Origin of the sequence: Pseudactinotalea sp. Z1732 (assembly GCF_049724975.1) — a bacterium.
Taxonomy (GTDB): Bacteria; Actinomycetota; Actinomycetes; order Actinomycetales; family Beutenbergiaceae; genus CALKWS01.
The window spans coordinates 139739-157511 of record NZ_JBMPQC010000005.1; the positions used below are offsets into that span (position 1 = coordinate 139739).

The window sequence follows — 17773 nt, forward strand, 5'->3', positions numbered from 1 at the left end:
TCACCGCCCCGCTTCCTGGCGCACCGTGCGCCGTTCGATCCGCTTCTCGAAGTCGCTGCCCACATGCACCAGCCGGTGCACGTAGATGCCCGGCAGGTGGACCTCGTCCGGATCGATCTCGCCCGGCTCCACCAGCTCCTCCACCTGGGCGACACACACCCGCCCCGCCATCGCCGCCAAGGGGGAGAAGTTGCGCGAGGCCTTGTTGAACACGAGGTTGCCGTAGCGGTCCCCCTTCATCGCGTGCACCAGGGCGAAGTCGCAACTGATCGCCTCCTCCAGGACGTACTCGGCTTCCGTGCCGCCGGCACCGAAGGTGCGCACCTCCTTGGCCGGGGAGGCCTTGGCCACCGACCCATCGGGGGCGTACCGCATCGGCAATCCGCCCTCCGCGACCTGGGTGCCCACCCCGGCCCTGGTGTAGAACGCCGCGATCCCCGATCCTCCGGCTCGCAGTTTCTCCGCCAGCGTGCCCTGCGGCGTCAACTCCACCTCCAGTTCACCGGAGAGGTACTGGCGCTCGAAGTCCTTGTTCTCCCCCACGTAGGAGGCGGTCATCTTCGCCAGCCGTCCGGCCCCGAGCAGCAGCCCGAGACCGTAGTCCTCCACCCCGCAGTTGTTCGACACCACCGACAACTCACTCGCCCCCTGGGCCAGCAACGCCTCGATCAGTGCCACCGGGTTACCGCTCAACCCGAACCCGCCCACCGCGATCGAGGCCCCCTCGGCGATATCGTCGACCGCGGTCGCCGGGGAATCCACCACCTTGTCCAAGCCGGCGCTCTGCGCCGGCGGCCCTGCTGTGGTCGTCGTCATCGTCGTACTCCTTCCGTCGTCATCGTCGGATCCGCCGCGGGGCGCCCGGCCAGGTGCGCGGCCACCAGCCGCGCTCCCGCGGCGGACATCACGACGGTGTAGTGGTTGACGTCGTCGGCCCATTCCATAGTAAGGCAGGGCAGACGTTCGGCCCAGGCCCGTACGTGCTCGGGACGGTACAACGGGGCGTCATCGAGCAGGCCGCGGGGGGCGTGCACGAACGTGGTGGGGGTCGCGAGATGCGCCAGGGCCCGGTGCACCAGGTCTCCGGTGACCAGTTCGCGCTGGTCGGCCGCGACCGCCTCGACGGCCGAGGTCGGCCGCCAGCCGTCGCCGTCCGGCTCCAGGTCATAGTCGAAGTAGGGCGCCAGTTCGGCCACCAGCCCGGGGCTGAAGGCCGGGTGGCCGCTCCAGAAGTCGCGGTAGGCCTCCTGGTCGGGAAACGTCATCCGCAGCCGCTGCAGCGCCGGGCCCAGGACGGCCCGCATGAGCAGGTCCGGGTCGGCGTCGGCCGGGATCTCCAGCGGGAGACCGCCATCGACCAGCACCATGTCCCGCACCAGGTGCGGCTGGCGGTCCTGCAGCACCACGACCACGAAGGCGCCCATCGAATGACCCAGCGCGGTGACCTCGGTCAGGCCCAGGTGCCGCACCAGGGCGGTCAGGTCCGCCGCGTGCCGCACCATGCCATACGGGCCGGGCAGCGTGTTCGAGCGGCCCCGGCCGCGCAGGTCCGGGGCGATGATGCGCCTGCCGGGCAGCAGCGCGGGCAGCCGTAACCAGCCCTGGTGGGTGGCGGTGATGCCGTGGACGGCCAGCACCGGGGGTTCCTGCGTGAGGGGTGCGGGCGCCTCGGGCTCCCAGATCCCCGCGCGCAGGTACCCCCCGTCCACCGGTACGTCCACGGTGCGGTAGGTGTGCGTCCTCATCTGGCCTGCCACCCCCCGTCCAGGCCGAAGGAGGAACCGGTGGCCATGGTCGAGTGCGGGCCGGTGAGCCAGAGCACCAGGTCGGCGACGTCGTCTGGCTCGGCCAGTTGCTTGACCGCCTGCTGGGTGAGGAGCACCTTCTCCAGCACCTCCTCCGCACCGATGCCGTGCACCCGGGCCTGGTCGGCGATCTGCCTCTCCACCAGGGCGGTGCGCACGTACCCGGGATTGACACACACGCTGTTCACACCGTGGGCGGCACCCTCCAGGGCGGTCACCTTGCTCAACCCGTCCAGGGCGTGTTTGGCGGTGACGTAGGCGCTCTTGTACGGCGAGGCCACCAGCCCGTGTACCGAGGAGATGTTGATGATACGACCCCAACCCCGGGCGTACATGTGCGGGAGGACGGCCCGGATGAGCAGGAACGGGGCCTCGACCATGATCCGCTGGATCCGGCGGAAGTCGGCCGGGTCGAACTCCTGGATCGGGGCCACCACCTGGATCCCGGCGTTGTTGACCAGGATGTCGGCCTGCAGGGTGGCTTCGGTCAGGACGGTGGTCTCGTCCAGGTCCACGGCCCAGACCCGGCCCCCGATCTCGGCGGCCAGCGCTTCGGCGGCACGCTCGTCACGGTCGGCGACCAGCACCTGGGCACCGGCCCGCGCGAGCGCGCGGGCACAGGCCGCCCCGATCCCGGCGGCGCCCCCGGTCACCACCGCGTGCTTCCCGGTCAGGTCAGTCATCGCCCTGCCCTGCCTCTCCGGGCTCCAGCGCCCGCTCGATCAGCGTCATGATGCCGTCGAAGACATCCTCGGGAAGTTCCTCCGGAGCCTGGCCCTCGGTCCAGGTCACCCAGCGCATCCCGACCAGTTCGCCGATGCCCATCAAGGCCCATGCGGTGACTTCCGGGTCCAGGTCGGCGGCCACCTCGCCACGTTCCTGGGCGGCCGTGAGGCCGGCGACGTAACCGCGGGCGATGGTCTCGTAGTGCACGTGCAACACGTCCGGGGCGACGAACTCGGCCTGGCGCATGATCCGGTACAGCGCGGGGTTCTGGGCGGTGAAGCGGAAGAATGCGCGAAAGCCCGCACGCTCAGCGGCAATGCGGCCGGTCTCGGCGCTGGAGGCCTCGTGCATCGCCTGGCGCACCCGTGAGTTCAGGTCCCGCACCACTTCCTCGAACACCTGCTGCTTGGAGGTGAAGTACAGGTAGAAGGTGCCCTGCCCGACGTCAGCCGCTGTGGTGATCTTCACGATCGAGGCCTCGTGGTACCCGTACTCGGCGAACACCTCGGTGGCCACGGCCAGGATTCGCGTGCGGGTCCGCGATCCTCGCTCGGTACGCGGTGGGGCGCTCATCGGGTCTCCTTCGGCTCAGGCATCAGGGCGCCGCGGCGGATCTTGTGCAGCGCGGTACGCGGGAACTCGGTGACGAACCGCACCGAGCGGGGAACCTTGAACGTCGCCAGTTCGGCGCGGCAATGAGCGAGCAGTTCCTCCGATGCCGGTGGCCGGTCCGGGTCGGTGGGCACCACCACGGCATGGCCCACTTCACCCCAGCGCTCGTCGGGCACCCCGATCACGGCGGCGTCGGCCACCTGCGGATGTCTCCGCAGGACGTCCTCGACCTGCGCCGGTGCCACGTTCTCCCCGCCGGTGATGTACATGTTCGACAGCCGGTCCACCACCCGGTAGTAGCCGGCCTCGTCCCTGGTGGCGAGGTCGCCGGTGCGCAACCAGTCGCCGGTGAACGCGGCGGCGGTGGCCTCCGGGTCGTCGTGGTAGCCGGCGAACACGGCCGGGCCGCGGACCAGCAGCTCCCCGCTACCGGCGCCGGTGATCAGGTCCCCGGTACCGACCTCGGCCAGCGCCACCTCGACGTGCGGGTAGGGCTTGCCGACCGAGCCGACGCGGGTGAAGGCATCCTCGGGCGGCACCAGCAGCACGTTCGGGGCGGCTTCGCTGAGGCCGTAGCCCTGGATCACCCGCACCCCGCGATCGTGCCAGGTGCGCAGGAGCCCGACAGGCATGGGGGCACCGCCCACCACCATGTGCGTCAGGCCGGACAGGTCCGCCTCGGCGAATCCGGGCACCTCGGAGATCATGCGGTAGTGGGAGGGCACGCCCATCATGGTGCTCACCCGGTGCTGGGTGAGCACGCCGAGCACCTGCTCCGGGTCGAAGTCCGGTTCCAGCACCACGGTGGCCCCCCGCCACCAGGCCAGCAACGGTTGCACGTTCCACCCGCCCACGTGGTACTGCGGCAGCACCGCCAGGACCACGTCCTCGGTGGTCATCCCGGCCACCCCGGACAGGGACAGGTTGGTCCAGAAGCAGTTGGCGTGGGTGAGCACCGCCCCGCGCGGGCTGGAGGTGCTGCCGGAGGTATAGACGATCAGGAGCGGGTCGTCGTCCCGGGGTGCACGGCCCGGTCCGGCTTGGGTGCGGGCCGGCGCCGGCACCTCCCCCTCGTCCAGGTCCTCCAGGAACACCACCGGCGCGCTACCGGAGGCCCCGGTCGCGTCGAGATCGTCGGCGAAGGGGCGTTGCACAGCGATCAGCGCCGGGCGTGCGTGCCCGAGCAGATAGGTCAGTTCACCGGTGCCGAGCCGCCACGACAACGGCACCAGCACCAGGCCCGCCTTGGCGCAGGCGAAGAACAGCACCACGTGTGCGGTGCTGTTGCGGGTCAGCGTGGCCACCCGGTCACCACTGCGGTAACCGGCCCGCAGCAGCCGGTCGGCCAGCGCAGCGGCGCGGGCGTCGAGGTCGGCGTACGTGGTGCGCACGCCGCGCTCGTCGATGGCCACCTTCTCCGGGGTCAACCGGGCGTGATCGGCGGTCCAACGACCCAGGGTGTGACCGCCGGGCTCGAGTGCGTTCACGCGATCTCCTCCAGCCGGCGTCGTTCGCGTGCCTTGCGCCGTTGCGCGGCACCCTTGCCACCGACCACCCGGGTGGCCACCCGCCGCAGCCCGCCGGCGATGCCACCCGGCAGGAAGAGCACCACCAGGATGAACAGCGTACCGAGGATGAAGGCCGGTTCGCTCATCGGGATCCGCAGCACCGTGGGCAGACCCTCGACGGCCTCGGAGGAGGCCAGCACCGACAACCGCTGGTTGAGCATGGTGAAGGTGACCGCCCCCATGATCGCGCCCCAGCGGGACCCCACGCCGCCCAGCACCACCATGATCAGCGCCTGGATGGTGAACTCGGCCGAGGAGATCGTCGGGACCGCCTGGGACTGCAGCAGCAGGTAGGTCATCCCGATCGCGGCGGCCAGGGTGCCCGCGATGGCGAAGGTCAGCAGCCGGATCAGGTAGGGCGCCTGACCCAGCACCCGCACCCGCATCTCGTTCTCCCGGGTGGCTTCCACCACGTGCCCGGCACGGGAGCGCTGCACCCAGGTGACCACCACGTAGACCACCACCAGCAGGATCAGCGCCAACCAGTACATGTTGCGGGTGTTCACCACGCCCACCAGCGCGTCCGGCACGTTCGCGGTGGCCAGACCGATGCCTTCCTCCCCGCCGCTGTAGCCGCCCAGGTTCCGCCGGGCGATCACGTTGCCGGCCTGCGCGAAGGCCAGGGTCACCATCGCGAAGGAGACCCCCGAGACCCGCAACGACACCGCCCCCACCAGGGTGGCCAGCGCGATCGCGGCCACCAGGACCAGCACCGCGGCGATCAGCAGTGGCATGTCGGTGCGCTGCAGCACGATCGCCAGACCATAGGCGCCGGCGGCGAAGTACAGCGCGTGCCCGAAACTGAGCATCCCGGCGACCCCGTAGACCAGGTGGTAGGTCAGCGCCAGGGCGCCGTAGATCATGCACAGGGCGAGCAGGTGCATGGTGCCGGGGGTATAGGTGGCGCCGGGCAGCGCCCCGGGGACGGAGACATCCAGCAGCGGCAGGCACGCCACGGCCACCACCATCGCCAGGCCCACGATCAGTGGGGCCCGGCGGCTGGGTCGGCGTACCCGGTCGGCGCCGGGTTCGGCCGGCTCGGCGGCAGCGGTGGCCTCGGTGTGGTCCCGGGTGTCGGTACTCATGCTCGTTTCACTCCCAGCAGGCCGGAGGGGCGCAGCAACAGGACGACGGCGAGGGCCAGCACCGCGATCAGGTCACCCACGCTCCAGTAGTAGTTGGCGAACTGCTGCGGCACCGCCACCAGGATCGCGGCGATCGCGGCACCGCCGAGTGAGCCGAGCCCACCGATGACGGTGACGATGAAGGCGAAGATCAGCAGCGTCTGGCCCATGTGTGCCGAGACGTACCCGAAGTACTGCGAGGCCAGCACCCCGCCGAGGCCGGCGGCGGCGCCGCCGATGGCGAAGACGAGGGTGAAGGAGCGGCGTACGTCGATCCCCAGCGCGGTCACCATGGACCTGTTCTCCACGCCCGCGCGGATGATCAGGCCGTACCGGGTGTGTCGCAGGAACAGCACCAGGCCCAGCAGCAGCGCCGCGGCGACGGCGATCGTGATGAACACGGTGTTGGGGACCCTGGCCCCCATGATCGAGGTGGTCTGGCCGAACCAGCTGGGCCCGGAGATGAACACCGGGTCGGTGCCCCAGACACCCTCGAACAGGGCCACCCCCACCAGACCCAGGCCCACGGTGATGAGGACCTGCTCGATGTGCCGGTTGTACAGCGGGCGGATCAGGAACAACTCGGTGAGCGCGGCGATCACGGCGCCAGCGACCGCCCCGGCCAGCAGGGCCAGGCCGAAGCCGCCCCAGGTGCCGGGATCCAACCGTTTGGCGACCTCCCAGCCGACGAACGCGCCCAGCGACAGGAACACCCCGTGCGCGAAGTTCAGCACGTGCATCAGGCCGTAGATCAGTGACAGCCCGGAGGCGATCAGGAAGTACAGCGCGCCCAGTCCCAGGCCGGTCACGAGCAGCAGCACCACGGTGCTCATGTCTGCACCTCCGTGGTCGGGTGGGTGGCCACGCCGAGGAAGCGCTGGACGGCGTCCTCATCGGCCAGCAGGTCGGCGGCCTTGCCGGTGTGCACCACCACGCCGGCGTCGATGACCACGACGTCGTCGGCGAGGCGTTCGATCACCGGCAGGTTCTGTTCCACCAGCAGGATCGGGGCGGTGCGGGCGGCTTCCTCCAGCGCCTGCGCCACCTGGTCCACGATCCGTGGCGCCAGACCCTTGGTGGGCTCATCCACCAGCAGCAGCCGGTTGTGGTTGATCAGGGCCCGGGACAGGGACAGCATCTGCTGCTGCCCGCCGGACAGCGTCCCGGCGCGCTGGTCGGCCCGCGGGACCAGGTCGGGGAAGAGGGCCTCGACCAGATCGTGGCGGGGGTCGGCGTCGCGGACCGCCAGGCGCAGGTTCTCCGCCACGGTCAACCCGGCGAACACCTCCCGGTCCTCGGGCACGTACCCGATGCCGCGGCGGACGATCTTGTGGGTGTGCTCGGAGTCGATGCGCTCACCAGCGAACGTGACCCGGCCGGACCGGGTGATCAAGCCCATGATCGCCTTCAGCGTGGAGGTCTTGCCCACGCCGTTCCGGCCGAGCACCGCGGTCACCCCGGCCTCCGGCACGCTCAACGACACATCCTCGACGACCTGCTGGCCACCGACGGCGGCGGACAGGTGCTCGACCTGCAGCAGCGCGCTCATGCCGCCGTCCCCAGGTAGGCACTCTGCACGGCCGGGTCGTCCATGATCGCCTCCGGGGAGTCCAGTGCCAGGATGGCGCCCTGGTGCAGTACGGCCACCCGTTGGACCAGGTCCATCACGACGTCGATGTGGTGCTCGACCATCAGCACGGTGCAGTTGTGGTCACGGTGCATGCCACGGATCACCTCGGACAGTCCGGGCACGTCGGCGCGGGATACCCCGGCCATCGGCTCGTCGAGCAGGATCACGCGAGGGTTCATCGCCAGCAGCACCGCGATCTCGAGCTTGCGCTTGTCCCCGTGGCTGAGGCCGCCGGCCTGCACGTCCACCAGATCGCTCAGGCCGACCTCGGCCAGGTGGTCACGGGCGATGGTGGTGGCCTCGTCGCGCCAGCGCGGGAAGCGCAGCACCGACAGGTTGCCACCGAGTTCCCGCTGGGCCGCCAGCCGCACGTTCTCCAGCACGCTCAGTCCCGGGAACAGGTTGGAGGTCTGGAAGGTGCGGCCCAGCCCGGCCCGGGCCCGGTGGTGGATCGCTGCGGTGGTGATGTCGCGGCCGGCGAGTTCGATCCTGCCGGCGGTGGGCCGGTGGATGCCCGAGATCATGTTGAACAGCGTGGTCTTGCCTGCCCCGTTGGGGCCGATCACGCCGAGCATCTCCCCGGCGGGGACAGTGAGGTTCACGTCGGTGAGGATCCTGATACCACCGACGGCGAAGCTCAGGTTCTGCACGCTCAACGCAACTGGGGTGGGAGCCATGGGGGGCCTTCCTGGGTAGGGCCGGTCCGCGCCTGGTGCGGACCGGCCCGGGTCAGCGCAGGGTCAGTTCGCCTCGGGCGGCTCGACGTCCGCGCCGTCGACGGTGGAGACCAGCTCCGGAACCCAGTTGCCCTCGTCGTCCTGGGCCAGCCGGGCCTGGTACATCGGCTGGATCAGGGCGTGGTCGGAGACCCGGATGGTGTAGTCACCCTTGGGCCCTTCGAAGCTCCACCCCTCCAGCGCCGCGATCATCGCGTCGACGTCATCGCCGCCGCCGGCGGTGCTGATCGCGTGCACGACCATCTGGGCTGCGGTGAACCCGTCCGGGGTGAACAGGTCCGGGGTGCCACCGGCCTCCTCGACGTGGGCGACCAGGAAGTCGTTGATCGCGTTGTCCGGGGCGCCGGGGAAGTAGTGGTTCAGGAAGTCGATCTGGTCCGATGCCTCGCCGTAGGCGTTGAACGTGGAGGCATCGCCCAGTCCGGTGACCACGGTGATGTCGTCCAGTACGCCCTGCTGGCTCAGGGACTGCCACATCGCACCGGATGTGGCGCCGGCCCAGGCCACGAAGACCATGTCCGGATCGGCATCGAGAACCTGCGCGGCGAACGGGGTGAACTCGGTGACGTCCTCGGGGATCATCACCGAGGAGACCTCGGCGCCCTGGGCGCCCAGGATGCCGTCGACGGCGGCGAAGTTGCCCTGACCGAAGGCGTTGTCCTGGCCGAAGACGAGGATCTCCGAGCCCTCGACGTCGATGAAGGAGCCGGCGGTGGCCACGTCCTGCAGGGACTGGCGCCCGGAGCGGAAGGTGTAGTCGTTGATCCCGGTGACCGCGTCCGCAGCGGCCGGACCGGAGATGTAGAGCACTTCGTTCTGCTCGGCCTGCTCGGCGAGCGCCAGCGCCACACCGGAGACGGCGGTGCCGGTCATGATCGTGTAGCCCTGGCCGATGACGTCGCGAGCGGCGGTGATGGCGCGGTCGGTGTCGCCGCCGTCGTCGAGGATCTCCACGACGATCTCCATGCCGTCGATCTCCCCGGTGCCGTCGGTGGCGTAGTCCAAGCCGGCGTGGAAGCCCTCGATGAAGGTGTCACCGTAGGCGGCCAGGGGGCCGGTGGTGGAGGTGATCAGGGCGACCTCGACCGGATCGCCGCCGCCCGCCGCGTCCTCGGCCGAGGCGGGATCGGCTTCGCCCTGGTCGCCGTCGGTGTCGCCGTCATCACTTCCGCCGCCACCACCGTCGGCACTGGGGGCGCAGGCGCCGACGGCCAGGAGGGCCGCCAGGCCCATCGTGGCCACGAGGGTCTTGGTTCGTACACGCACGGGGGACCGCCTCTTCGTTGAGTGCCGTGCCGGGCGTCTGGCCCGGACATGACAGGTGATTCAGGTTTCATGAATCATGAACTGCATCCGCCGTCCCTGTCAAGCCGTGCACGCCGTCGACCCGCACCGGAGGCGGTACTCGAGGGCGCGGAAGAAGGCCGGCAAGGCGGCATCCGAGCGTGACCGCGGACCTCGGGTCCGGCGGTGCGATGGGTTGGCGCGGGGGCTAGGACATCAACCAGAACGTGATCGCGAGCGCCGCGATCACCGATCCTGCTGCGCCGAGCACCCAGCCGAGGGCAGCGCCGGAGGGCGCCGGGGGGCCGGAGCCCAGGGCCTCGACCACCCGGGCCTGGGACAGCGCCGCGCGGTAGCGTGCGTAGGCCCCGAAGCCCACCAGCGCCACCGTCGGCACTAACCACGGCGTCACGCCGGCGGTGGCCAACTGGATGCCGATCACCACCAGCCCGATCACCCCGGCGGCCAGGAGGTGGATCACGGCGCTGCGGTGGGTAGTTCTCCCCTGGTGTCTCACCCTCCTAGCATGGTCCACTCGGACCGAGCCCAACAAGGAGGAGACGCGCGTGACTGAGTTGTACGTCGACCCGGAGGCGCTCCGGAAGTTCGGCAGGTCGATCGATGGCTATGCCGATGACACCGGAACCGCCAAGACCTACCACGGAACCTGGTGCACCCTGACCGGCGGCCACGGGATCTTCCAGAACTTCACCTCCCTCGCCGCGCAGGTGCGGAGCGCCGTCGATGACGCCCTGGACCACATGCAGGATGTCCTGCGGTCCTCGGGGGCGGAGTTGGAGGCCTCGGCCGACTACTACGCCGAGACCGACGACGACGTCGCCGCCGAGATGGACGGGAAGTACCCCAGATGAGCGGCCCGGCCGACGCACTCGTCACGCCGAGTGACGAGCCGATCATCCCGGATCTGGCCGAACTGGTGATCAGTTCGATGGGCACGATCCTCAGCCCCAGCGGCTGGATCCGCACCGTGGTGAACTGGGTCTTCGACTGGGACCCGCTGGCGGAGGTGTCCAAGACCTTCAGTGGCGACTGGAACTCCGTGGCCCAGGCCGCCCGGGCGTACGAGAACCTGGCGAGCTTCTCCAGCGAGGCCGGCGCCCACATCGGTGCCGACACCCGCAAGGTCCAAGCCGATTGGGAAGGTCAGGCCGCCGAGGCCGCCGCCGGCTACATGAACGACACCTTGATCCCGGCGCTGACCGAGCTCGCTGCGTCGCTGAACAACTCCGCCGGGGACTTCCGCGCCGTCGCCGTGGGGATGCACCGCACCTCCGAAGCGGCGATCTCGGCGTTCACCGCGGTGACCGACTGGATCATCTACACCGCCGCGGTCGCCGCCGCCGCGGCCGCGTCCTCCTGGACGGGAGTGGGCGCGGTCATCGGCGGCGGGGCCACCGCGGCCGCGGTGGCCAAGACGATCCAAACCGTCAGCACCGCGGCCGACGCACTCTCCGCCGGGCAGGCCGTGATCAACGTCTTCGCGGGTGTGGTCCCCGGGTACTTGGGCGCCATCCACGGATTCAGGGACACCGAACTCCCCTCCGGCTACAACCACGCATTGGTGACCTCATGAGCAATCAGACCCCCGAACCCGATCAGCCGATGCTGTCCTCGATCCCGGTCGGCAGCCCGGCGCACAAGAAACTCGCCGAGGCGATGCGGATCCTACGCGACCAGGCACCCGATGCTCAGTCCGCCGCGTTCTACGACGACATCCTCGCCGGACGGCGTTCGGCCCGGGACCTGGCCGAGTCCGAGGATTTCGCCCGGGTCGCCCAGCAGGGCCTGGCCAGACACCAAGAAGAACTGGACAGCCTGGATGAGACCGAGCGGGCCCGCCTCCAGGAGCAGGCACGGGCCGAGGCCGAGCGCCTGGACCGCCGGCCGGGTACCTGAGCATCTCAGCGGGGGTCACCGCCCGGCCCACGCCGGCTCAGCGTGAGGGGAGTCACCGTTCCGCGGCCTCGACGGTGTTGCGCAGCAGCATCGCGATCGTCGTGGGGCCCACTCCCCCGACCCGCGGGGTGATCGCCCCGGCCACCTGCTCACACCGTTCGTCCACGTCCGGTAGCAGTTTGCGTCCCGAGTAGCGCACTCCGCCGCCGATCACGGTGGCGCCGGGGCTGATGTGCTCCGGTTGCAGGATCCCCGGTACCCCGGCCGCGGCGATGACCACCTCGGCCCGTCGGGTATAGCGGTGCCAGTCGCTCACCCCGGTGTGCACCACGGTGACGGCCGCGTTGGCGGTGGGCCGCTTCTGGGACAGCAGCAGCGCGAGCGGCCGCCCCAGCGTGGTACCCCGGCCCAGGATGCACACCTCACGGCCGGCGACGGGAATCTCATAGTGTGCCAGCAGCGTCTCGATGCCCGCCGGGGTGCACGGGACCGGACCGGGCATGCCCAGGGCCAGGCGACCCATGTTCACCGGGTGCAACCCGTCCACATCCTTGTCCGGGTCCATGGTGAGCATCGCCGCGTCGAAGTCGATCTGCGACGGGGTGGGGTGCTGGACCAGGATGCCGTGCACCTCCTCGGCGGCGTTGAAGTCGGCGATCGCGGACTCCAGGTCGGCCTGGGTGGCGTCCTCGGGCAGATGGGTGTGCGGGGACGTCATGCCGAGTTCGGCTGCCTTGTCCTGCTTCATCCGGATGTACCCGGCCGAGGCCGAGTCACCTCCCACCAGGATGGTGGCCAGCCCGGGGCGCCGGCCGGCCCCGGTGAGGGCGGTGATCCGTGGGGCCAGTTCGGCGATCACCGCATCGGCCACCGGGCGGCCCGGGAGCATGCGGGCGGGCGACGTTTCACCGACAGGTGCTGCCTCAGTCATCGGCTGCTCACTGCTCCAGGCCGGGGTAGAGCGGGAAGGCGGCGGTCAGTGCCTGCACGCGGGCCTTGGCGGCGTCGATGTCGGCACCCTCGCCGGCGGCCAGCACCCCGGCGATGATGTCGGCGACCTCGGTGAACTCGGCCTCGCCGAACCCGCGTGCAGCCAGTGCCGGGGTGCCGATGCGGAGCCCGGAGGTGACCATCGGGGGCCGGGGGTCGAACGGCACCGCGTTGCGGTTGACGGTGATGCCGGCAGCGTGCAGCAGGTCCTCGGCCTGCTGACCGTCCAGTTCGGAGTGGCGCAGATCCACCAGGACCAGGTGCACGTCGGTGCCCCCGGTGAGCACCGAGACCCCGGCGTCGGTGACGTCCTCGGCGCCCAGCCGCTCGGCCAGGGCCTGCGCACCGGCGATGGTGCGCTGCTGGCGCTCGGCGAACTCGGCGGTGCCGGCCACCTTCATCGCCACCGCCTTGGCGGCCACCACGTGCATCAGGGGCCCGCCCTGCTGGCCGGGGAAGACGGCGGAGTTGAGCTTCTTGCCGAACCGCTCGGCGTCGTTGGCCAGGATCATCCCCGAGCGCGGCCCGCCCAGCGTCTTGTGCACCGTGGTGGAGACCACGTCGGAGTGCGGCACCGGGTTGGGGTGCAGCCCCACCGCGACCAGGCCGGCGAAGTGGGCCATGTCGGTCCACAGGTAGGCACCGACCTCATCGGCGATCTCGCGGAAGGCCGCGAAGTCCAGGTGCCGGGGGTAGGCGGACCATCCGGCGATGATGACCTTGGGCTGGGCCTCGATGGCCTTGGCCCGCAGCGCGTCGTAGTCGACCTGGTGGGTCGTTTCGTCCACACCGTAGGCGGCCACGTTGTACAACCGGCCGGAGAAGTTGAGCTTCATGCCGTGGGTCAGGTGCCCGCCGTGGGCCAGTTCCATGCCCAGGATGGTGTCCCCGGGGCGGATCAGGGCGTGCAGGACGGCCGCGTTGGCGCTGGCGCCGGAGTGTGGTTGAACGTTGGCGTAGGTGCCTCCGAAGACGCTCAGCGCACGGTCGATGGCCAACGACTCGGCGATGTCCACCTGCTCACAGCCGCCGTAGTAGCGCCGGCCCGGGTAGCCCTCGGCGTACTTGTTCGTCAGCACGCTGCCCTGGGCCTGCAGCACCGCACGCGGGACGAAGTTCTCGCTGGCGATCATCTCGAGGGTGTCCCGCTGGCGGGTCAGTTCTCCCTCCAGAACGGCAGCGATCTGCGGATCGAGGTCCGCCAGTGACTGCTCGTTGATCGGGACGTCGGAATGTGGGGACTGGCTCATCGGTTCCTCCGGTTCGGCAACGCATCGACAAGGGTAGGTGGTGGACCTCGGCCCAGGCGGGCGACCTGCAGTCCTGTTGCCGTCGCTCCCCGGTGGTGACTCCACCTCGGCGCCAGTCGCGACGGCACTACCCTAACAACCGCAGATCGGCCCGGCCGCCACCGGTAGTCCCCCGGCTGGGTCAGCCCTGCGCCGCTTCGCCCGGGGCACGGCCGTGGGACTGCGGGTCGCCATCGGACTCCCGGCCGCCGTCGTCGGGCCCCGGGTCGCCGTCGTCGGCCTCCGGGTCACCGTCGTCGCCGTCCTCGGCCACCTCCACGTCACCGAGGATCTTGCGCAGGTAGGCATAGGTGAGGTCGCCGGCGTTCTGGTCGTACTGGTGCTCATAGCCGGCCTTGGCGTACAGGGACAGGTTCTGCTTGGAGTCCTGGCCGGTGAACACCCACACCTCATTGGTGCCCTCGGGCAGGTAGGCCAGCACCGCCATCAGCAACCGGGTGCCGATGCCCCGGCCCTGCAGGTCCGGCACCACCGCCAGGCGTCCCAGCAGGGCACGGTCCTCCTCCAGGCCCACCCGGATCGAACCGACCATGCGTGTGCCCGACCAACCGGCCAGGGTTACCACGTCCGGGCGTTGCAGGTCGGCGCGCAACTCCTCCAGGGTCTGGGTCAGCGCAGGAATGTGCGCGTCGCCGTAGAGTTGGGCCTCGGTCACGAACGCGGCCCGGCGCACCGTGAGCAACTCCCCGGCGTGGGCATCGTCGACGACGTCGATCCGCAACTGGTCATCCATACCCCCATCTTGGCATCCGCGGGCGCGTCCGTTGCGCCAACGGCGCCGGTGGGGCGCATCCGGGCGCTGGGCCCTGCCGGTACCCTCGTGGGCGTGACGATCGAGACTTCCTCCCCGGTGCACTGGGTGCTGACGCTGTCCTGCCCCGACCGCTCCGGAATCGTGCACGCGGTGGCCGGGGCCCTGGCCGCGCACGGCGGCAACATCACCGAGTCCCAGCAGTTCGGCGATCCCGACTCCGGACTGTTCTTCATGCGCGTGCAGGTGGAGGCGAGCACACCCCGGGGAGAGTTGCACTGGGCGATCGGCGAGATAGCCGAGCGGTTCTCGATGACGTGGCAACTGGATGTGGCCGGACGGGCGCTGCGCACCCTGGTGCTGGGCTCGACCACCGAGCACTGTGTGGGTGACCTGCTGTTCCGGCAGCGCTCCCAGCGCCTGCCGGTGGACATCCTCGGGGTGGTCTCCAACCACACCACCCTGGCGCCGCTGGCACAGTTCTACCAGGTGCCCTTCCACCACATCGGCGTCACCAAGGAGACCAAGGACGCCGCCGAGCACCGGCTGCTGCGCCTGGTGCGTGACCTGGACGTGGAACTGGTGGTGCTGGCCCGGTACATGCAGATCCTCTCACCCTGGCTGTGCGCGGAGCTGGCCGGGCGGGTCATCAACATCCACCACTCGTTCCTGCCCAGTTTCAAGGGCGCCCGCCCCTACGCCCAGGCCCATGACCGGGGCGTCAAGCTCATCGGCGCCACCGCCCACTACGCCACCGCCTCCCTCGACGAGGGTCCGATCATCGAACAGGACGTCGAGCGCGTCACCCACGCCGACACGGTCGCCGACCTGGTCTCGATGGGCCAGGACGTCGAGCGGCGCGTGCTGGCCAGGGCGGTGCGCTGGCACGCCGAACACCGGGTGCTGCTGGACGGTCACCGCACCGTGGTGTTCCGCTGACACCTGCGCGCGGGGTCGGGTTCAGCGGTTCTTGTAGCCCTTGGGGTCGGTCGGGTTCTGCATCGGCACTGTGGAGGAGTGACCGGTCTGCAGACCGCCGGAGGCATCGCCGCCACCGCCGGGCTGGGTGAGGTGCCCGCCGGGGTTGTACCCGGTGGACACGGTGCCCAACTGCTGTCGCTTCGCACGTGCACGCGCCATCCGCACCGCGCCCTGGATCATCAGGATCAGACCGAACACGACCGGGACCCACAGCAGGCGGAACTCCTCACCGGGCGTGGCACTGAAGTAGCTGTAACCGGTCACCCCGACGCCGACGAGCACCAGCACCAGACCCAGCAGTACCGTCTTGCCACCACCCTGCGGGCCCACCGGAGGCGCCGCGTTGGGGTTGCCGCCCGGGGTGGACGAACCGGAATGGGTGGACACCGTCGGGCCGTTCTGACCGTAGGTGGCACCGGCGCGCACCCCGCTCGGCGTGGAGGCACCGGCGGTGTACGGCGACCCGCCCGCGGATCCGCCCGGACCCGGCGAGGCGCTCGAGGGTGAGGCCGGCGCCCCGGCGGAGGACTGGCTCACGCCGTCGGAGGCCGACCGCGGCTCGCGGTTGGAGACGTGGAAGTCCGGACCGCTGGGCGCCCCGGGGATGTGTGCCTCACCGGAAGGGGACACGCTGCCGTAGGAGGCAGCGGTGTCGCTGGTCTCGAACAGGGAGGATCCGGACGACAGGGCCGAACTGCCGAACAGGCTCGAGCCGACGTCGTCTGCCTTCTCCAGCCAGAAGTCCCAACCCTGCGGCGGCTCGGGCCAACTCGGGTCGGGTTTCCATCCCGGCGGCGGCGTCCAGCCCTCTTCGGGCTTGGGCCAGCCGGGTGGGGGGTTGAAGACGCGCGCCATGAACCCGACGATAGTTCACCCGGGCCCGGCCCGAAAGGCGAGGAGGCCGGCAGAACCGCCTACCGGCGACCCGTTCGACTCAGGTGCGCCCGCCCGGTGGGGTGATGTGCCGGGCATCCGCCCCGACCCGGCTCAGCGCCACCAGCCCCACCGGCAGGTAGACCGCAGCCAGCAACACCAGTCCCGCACCGACCCAGACCAGCGTCATCTCCTCGACCACCACCCAGCCCAGCACCACCAGGGTGAAGCCGATGACCTCCAGGATCACCGTGGTGATGAACAGGTTGCGTCGGCGCCGCCCGGCGAGGGCAGCGAGCTGATCCGGGTGGGGACGATCGGTGTGACTGGTCATGGCCGAGAGGTTAGTGCGCGTTGCTCAGATCAGCCCGAGTCCGGCCACCGCGTCGCGCTCCTCGGTGAGCTCGGCCACCGAGGCATCGATCCGGGTGCGGGAGAACTCGTTGATCTCCAGGCCCTGCACGATCTCCCATCGACCATCGGTGCTGCGCACCGGGAAGGAGGAGATCAGCCCCTCCGGCACCCCGTAGGAACCGTCGGAGGGGATCGCCGCCGAGGTCCAGGAGTCCGTTCCGGTGCCGTTCACCCAGTCGTGCACGTGGTCGATCGCGGCGTTGGCGGCCGAAGCGGCGCTGGAGGCACCGCGGGCGTCGATGATGGCCGCTCCGCGCTTGGCCACGGTGGGGATGAAGGTGTTCGCGAGCCAGTCCTCGTCGTCGATCACCTCGGGGGCGGGGCGCCCGGCGATGCGCGCGTGGAAGATGTCGGGGTACTGGGTGGCGGAGTGGTTGCCCCAGATGGTCAGGTTCTCGATCTCCGCTACGGCAGCCCCGGTGCGGGTGGCGATCTGGGAGACCGCCCGGTTGTGGTCCAGGCGGGTCATCGCGGTGAAGCGTTCCGCGGGCACGTCCGGGGCGTGCGCCTGGGCGATCAGGGCGTTGGTGTTGGCGGGGTTGCCTACCACCAGCACGCGCACGTCGTCCGCCGCACCGGCGTTGATGGCCCGACCCTGGGGCTTGAAGATGCCGCCGTTGGCCTCCAGCAGGTCGCCGCGCTCCATGCCCGCACCGCGGGGCCGGGCGCCGACCAGCAGTGCCACGTTCACGCCGTCGAACGCCGCGGCGGCCTCGTCGAAGATGTCGACCCCGCGCAGCAAGCCGAAGGCGCAGTCCTCCAGTTCCATCGCGGTGCCCTCGGCGGCCTTGACCGCCTGCGGGATCTCCAGCAACCGCAGCCGGACCGGCACGTCGGGTCCGAGCAGCTGACCGGAGGCGATCCGGAACAGCAGGGCGTACCCGATCTGACCGGCGGCTCCGGTGACGGTGACGTTGACCGGCGCGGTGGTGGGTGCTTCAGACATCGGTGCTCCTTCGAGGTCGGGTTGCCCCGGGACTGCCTGGTCGCAGCCGGGCGCTGCACGGGCCCCGGGTCGGTGCCGTCGGCCCGGGTGCGCTCCGGGGATGTG

Annotated in this window: 21 protein-coding genes and 1 riboswitch; of the genes, 4 read left to right on the forward strand and 17 right to left on the reverse strand. The window is 70.4% G+C overall.

Features of this window, described 5'->3' with window-relative positions; all coding sequences use genetic code 11:
- The 11 genes from ACPL7H_RS11380 to ACPL7H_RS11430 all read right to left on the reverse strand — a co-directional run bounded on the left by ACPL7H_RS11380 (nt 1) and on the right by ACPL7H_RS11430 (nt 9967).
- On the reverse strand, nt 1-816 hold the full coding sequence (locus tag ACPL7H_RS11380) for a CoA transferase subunit A (protein WP_424797026.1): 816 nt from the start codon (nt 814-816) through the stop codon (nt 1-3).
- Nucleotides 813-1745: an alpha/beta fold hydrolase gene (locus tag ACPL7H_RS11385; RefSeq protein WP_424797027.1), complete on the reverse strand. Its 933-nt coding sequence runs from the start codon at nt 1743-1745 to the stop codon at nt 813-815. The genes ACPL7H_RS11380 and ACPL7H_RS11385 overlap by 4 nt, the downstream gene beginning before the upstream one ends.
- A complete protein-coding gene (locus tag ACPL7H_RS11390; protein ID WP_424797028.1) occupies nt 1742-2488 on the reverse strand; it encodes a 3-hydroxybutyrate dehydrogenase in 747 nt (248 codons plus the stop codon). The genes ACPL7H_RS11385 and ACPL7H_RS11390 overlap by 4 nt, the downstream gene beginning before the upstream one ends.
- Nucleotides 2481-3104: a TetR/AcrR family transcriptional regulator gene (locus tag ACPL7H_RS11395; RefSeq protein ID WP_424787461.1), complete on the reverse strand. Its 624-nt coding sequence runs from the start codon at nt 3102-3104 to the stop codon at nt 2481-2483. The genes ACPL7H_RS11390 and ACPL7H_RS11395 overlap by 8 nt, the downstream gene beginning before the upstream one ends.
- Nucleotides 3101-4630 (reverse strand): AMP-binding protein, encoded by a 1530-nt coding sequence (locus ACPL7H_RS11400; RefSeq protein WP_424797029.1) that lies wholly within the window; start codon nt 4628-4630, stop codon nt 3101-3103. The genes ACPL7H_RS11395 and ACPL7H_RS11400 overlap by 4 nt, the downstream gene beginning before the upstream one ends.
- A complete protein-coding gene (locus tag ACPL7H_RS11405; protein ID WP_424797030.1) occupies nt 4627-5796 on the reverse strand; it encodes a branched-chain amino acid ABC transporter permease in 1170 nt (389 codons plus the stop codon). Before ACPL7H_RS11405 ends, ACPL7H_RS11400 begins: the two co-directional genes overlap by 4 nt.
- Nucleotides 5793-6668, reverse strand: a complete 876-nt coding sequence (locus ACPL7H_RS11410; RefSeq protein WP_424787458.1) for a branched-chain amino acid ABC transporter permease — start codon at nt 6666-6668, stop codon at nt 5793-5795. The genes ACPL7H_RS11405 and ACPL7H_RS11410 overlap by 4 nt, the downstream gene beginning before the upstream one ends.
- Entirely contained in the window at nt 6665-7384 is a 720-nt protein-coding gene (locus ACPL7H_RS11415) for an ABC transporter ATP-binding protein (protein ID WP_424797031.1), read from the reverse strand. Before ACPL7H_RS11415 ends, ACPL7H_RS11410 begins: the two co-directional genes overlap by 4 nt.
- Entirely contained in the window at nt 7381-8142 is a 762-nt protein-coding gene (locus tag ACPL7H_RS11420) for an ABC transporter ATP-binding protein (RefSeq protein WP_424797032.1), read from the reverse strand. The genes ACPL7H_RS11415 and ACPL7H_RS11420 overlap by 4 nt, the downstream gene beginning before the upstream one ends.
- A gap of 63 nt (nt 8143-8205) precedes the next feature.
- Entirely contained in the window at nt 8206-9468 is a 1263-nt protein-coding gene (locus tag ACPL7H_RS11425; RefSeq protein ID WP_424797033.1) for a substrate-binding domain-containing protein, read from the reverse strand.
- 226 nt (nt 9469-9694) lie between these two features.
- Nucleotides 9695-9967, reverse strand: a complete 273-nt coding sequence (locus ACPL7H_RS11430; RefSeq protein ID WP_424797034.1) for a hypothetical protein — start codon at nt 9965-9967, stop codon at nt 9695-9697.
- Between the two features lie 85 nt (nt 9968-10052).
- Here ACPL7H_RS11430 and ACPL7H_RS11435 point away from each other — a divergent pair, with 85 nt between their 5' ends.
- From ACPL7H_RS11435 to ACPL7H_RS11445, 3 genes are read left to right on the forward strand one after another with little or no spacing between them, the layout of a single operon-like run.
- Complete coding sequence (locus ACPL7H_RS11435) at nt 10053-10358, forward strand: WXG100 family type VII secretion target (RefSeq protein ID WP_424797035.1); 306 nt, start codon at nt 10053-10055, stop codon at nt 10356-10358.
- Complete coding sequence (locus ACPL7H_RS11440; RefSeq protein ID WP_424797036.1) at nt 10355-11080, forward strand: hypothetical protein; 726 nt, start codon at nt 10355-10357, stop codon at nt 11078-11080. Before ACPL7H_RS11435 ends, ACPL7H_RS11440 begins: the two co-directional genes overlap by 4 nt.
- On the forward strand, nt 11077-11403 hold the full coding sequence (locus ACPL7H_RS11445; protein ID WP_424787451.1) for a hypothetical protein: 327 nt from the start codon (nt 11077-11079) through the stop codon (nt 11401-11403). Before ACPL7H_RS11440 ends, ACPL7H_RS11445 begins: the two co-directional genes overlap by 4 nt.
- A 52-nt stretch (nt 11404-11455) precedes the next feature.
- On the opposite strand, the gene ACPL7H_RS11450 is transcribed toward ACPL7H_RS11445, so the two are convergent.
- The 3 genes from ACPL7H_RS11450 to ACPL7H_RS11460 form a co-directional block, all read right to left on the reverse strand.
- The gene (locus ACPL7H_RS11450; protein ID WP_424797037.1) at nt 11456-12334 is read right to left on the reverse strand and encodes a bifunctional 5,10-methylenetetrahydrofolate dehydrogenase/5,10-methenyltetrahydrofolate cyclohydrolase; all 879 of its coding nucleotides are present in this window, start codon (nt 12332-12334) and stop codon (nt 11456-11458) included.
- Nucleotides 12335-12341: 7 nt separating this feature from the next.
- On the reverse strand, nt 12342-13643 hold the full coding sequence (glyA, locus tag ACPL7H_RS11455) for a serine hydroxymethyltransferase (protein ID WP_424797038.1): 1302 nt from the start codon (nt 13641-13643) through the stop codon (nt 12342-12344).
- A gap of 43 nt (nt 13644-13686) precedes the next feature.
- A riboswitch (ZMP/ZTP riboswitch) is annotated at nt 13687-13773 on the reverse strand.
- Nucleotides 13774-13824: 51 nt separating this feature from the next.
- Nucleotides 13825-14436, reverse strand: a complete 612-nt coding sequence (locus tag ACPL7H_RS11460; protein WP_424797039.1) for a GNAT family N-acetyltransferase — start codon at nt 14434-14436, stop codon at nt 13825-13827.
- A 93-nt stretch (nt 14437-14529) separates the two neighbouring features.
- Between ACPL7H_RS11460 and purU the strand changes: the two genes are divergently transcribed.
- Nucleotides 14530-15393, forward strand: a complete 864-nt coding sequence (gene purU / locus ACPL7H_RS11465) for a formyltetrahydrofolate deformylase (protein ID WP_424797040.1) — start codon at nt 14530-14532, stop codon at nt 15391-15393.
- A gap of 21 nt (nt 15394-15414) precedes the next feature.
- Here the strand turns inward: purU and ACPL7H_RS11470 are convergent, their stop codons facing one another.
- The 3 genes from ACPL7H_RS11470 to ACPL7H_RS11480 form a co-directional block, all read right to left on the reverse strand.
- Nucleotides 15415-16290: a hypothetical protein gene (locus ACPL7H_RS11470; protein WP_424797041.1), complete on the reverse strand. Its 876-nt coding sequence runs from the start codon at nt 16288-16290 to the stop codon at nt 15415-15417.
- Nucleotides 16291-16369: 79 nt separating this feature from the next.
- Entirely contained in the window at nt 16370-16642 is a 273-nt protein-coding gene (locus ACPL7H_RS11475) for a hypothetical protein (protein ID WP_424797042.1), read from the reverse strand.
- A 24-nt stretch (nt 16643-16666) separates the two neighbouring features.
- Entirely contained in the window at nt 16667-17668 is a 1002-nt protein-coding gene (locus ACPL7H_RS11480; RefSeq protein WP_424797043.1) for a malate dehydrogenase, read from the reverse strand.
- Between the last annotated feature and the right edge of the window lie 105 nt (nt 17669-17773).

Coding starts and splice junctions, on each gene's coding strand:
- ACPL7H_RS11460 (WP_424797039.1), bottom strand. CDS start 14,436: ATGGATGACCAGTTGCGGATCGACGTCGTCGACGATGCCCACGCCGGG.
- ACPL7H_RS11440 (WP_424797036.1), top strand. CDS start 10,355: ATGAGCGGCCCGGCCGACGCACTCGTCACGCCGAGTGACGAGCCGATC.
- glyA (WP_424797038.1), bottom strand. CDS start 13,643: ATGAGCCAGTCCCCACATTCCGACGTCCCGATCAACGAGCAGTCACTG.
- ACPL7H_RS11445 (WP_424787451.1), top strand. CDS start 11,077: ATGAGCAATCAGACCCCCGAACCCGATCAGCCGATGCTGTCCTCGATC.
- ACPL7H_RS11420 (WP_424797032.1), bottom strand. CDS start 8,142: ATGGCTCCCACCCCAGTTGCGTTGAGCGTGCAGAACCTGAGCTTCGCC.
- ACPL7H_RS11395 (WP_424787461.1), bottom strand. CDS start 3,104: ATGAGCGCCCCACCGCGTACCGAGCGAGGATCGCGGACCCGCACGCGA.
- ACPL7H_RS11410 (WP_424787458.1), bottom strand. CDS start 6,668: ATGAGCACCGTGGTGCTGCTGCTCGTGACCGGCCTGGGACTGGGCGCG.
- ACPL7H_RS11390 (WP_424797028.1), bottom strand. CDS start 2,488: ATGACTGACCTGACCGGGAAGCACGCGGTGGTGACCGGGGGCGCCGCC.
- ACPL7H_RS11405 (WP_424797030.1), bottom strand. CDS start 5,796: ATGAGTACCGACACCCGGGACCACACCGAGGCCACCGCTGCCGCCGAG.
- ACPL7H_RS11385 (WP_424797027.1), bottom strand. CDS start 1,745: ATGAGGACGCACACCTACCGCACCGTGGACGTACCGGTGGACGGGGGG.
- ACPL7H_RS11415 (WP_424797031.1), bottom strand. CDS start 7,384: ATGAGCGCGCTGCTGCAGGTCGAGCACCTGTCCGCCGCCGTCGGTGGC.
- ACPL7H_RS11380 (WP_424797026.1), bottom strand. CDS start 816: ATGACGACGACCACAGCAGGGCCGCCGGCGCAGAGCGCCGGCTTGGAC.
- ACPL7H_RS11470 (WP_424797041.1), bottom strand. CDS start 16,290: ATGGCGCGCGTCTTCAACCCCCCACCCGGCTGGCCCAAGCCCGAAGAG.
- ACPL7H_RS11475 (WP_424797042.1), bottom strand. CDS start 16,642: ATGACCAGTCACACCGATCGTCCCCACCCGGATCAGCTCGCTGCCCTC.
- ACPL7H_RS11480 (WP_424797043.1), bottom strand. CDS start 17,668: ATGTCTGAAGCACCCACCACCGCGCCGGTCAACGTCACCGTCACCGGA.
- ACPL7H_RS11450 (WP_424797037.1), bottom strand. CDS start 12,334: ATGACTGAGGCAGCACCTGTCGGTGAAACGTCGCCCGCCCGCATGCTC.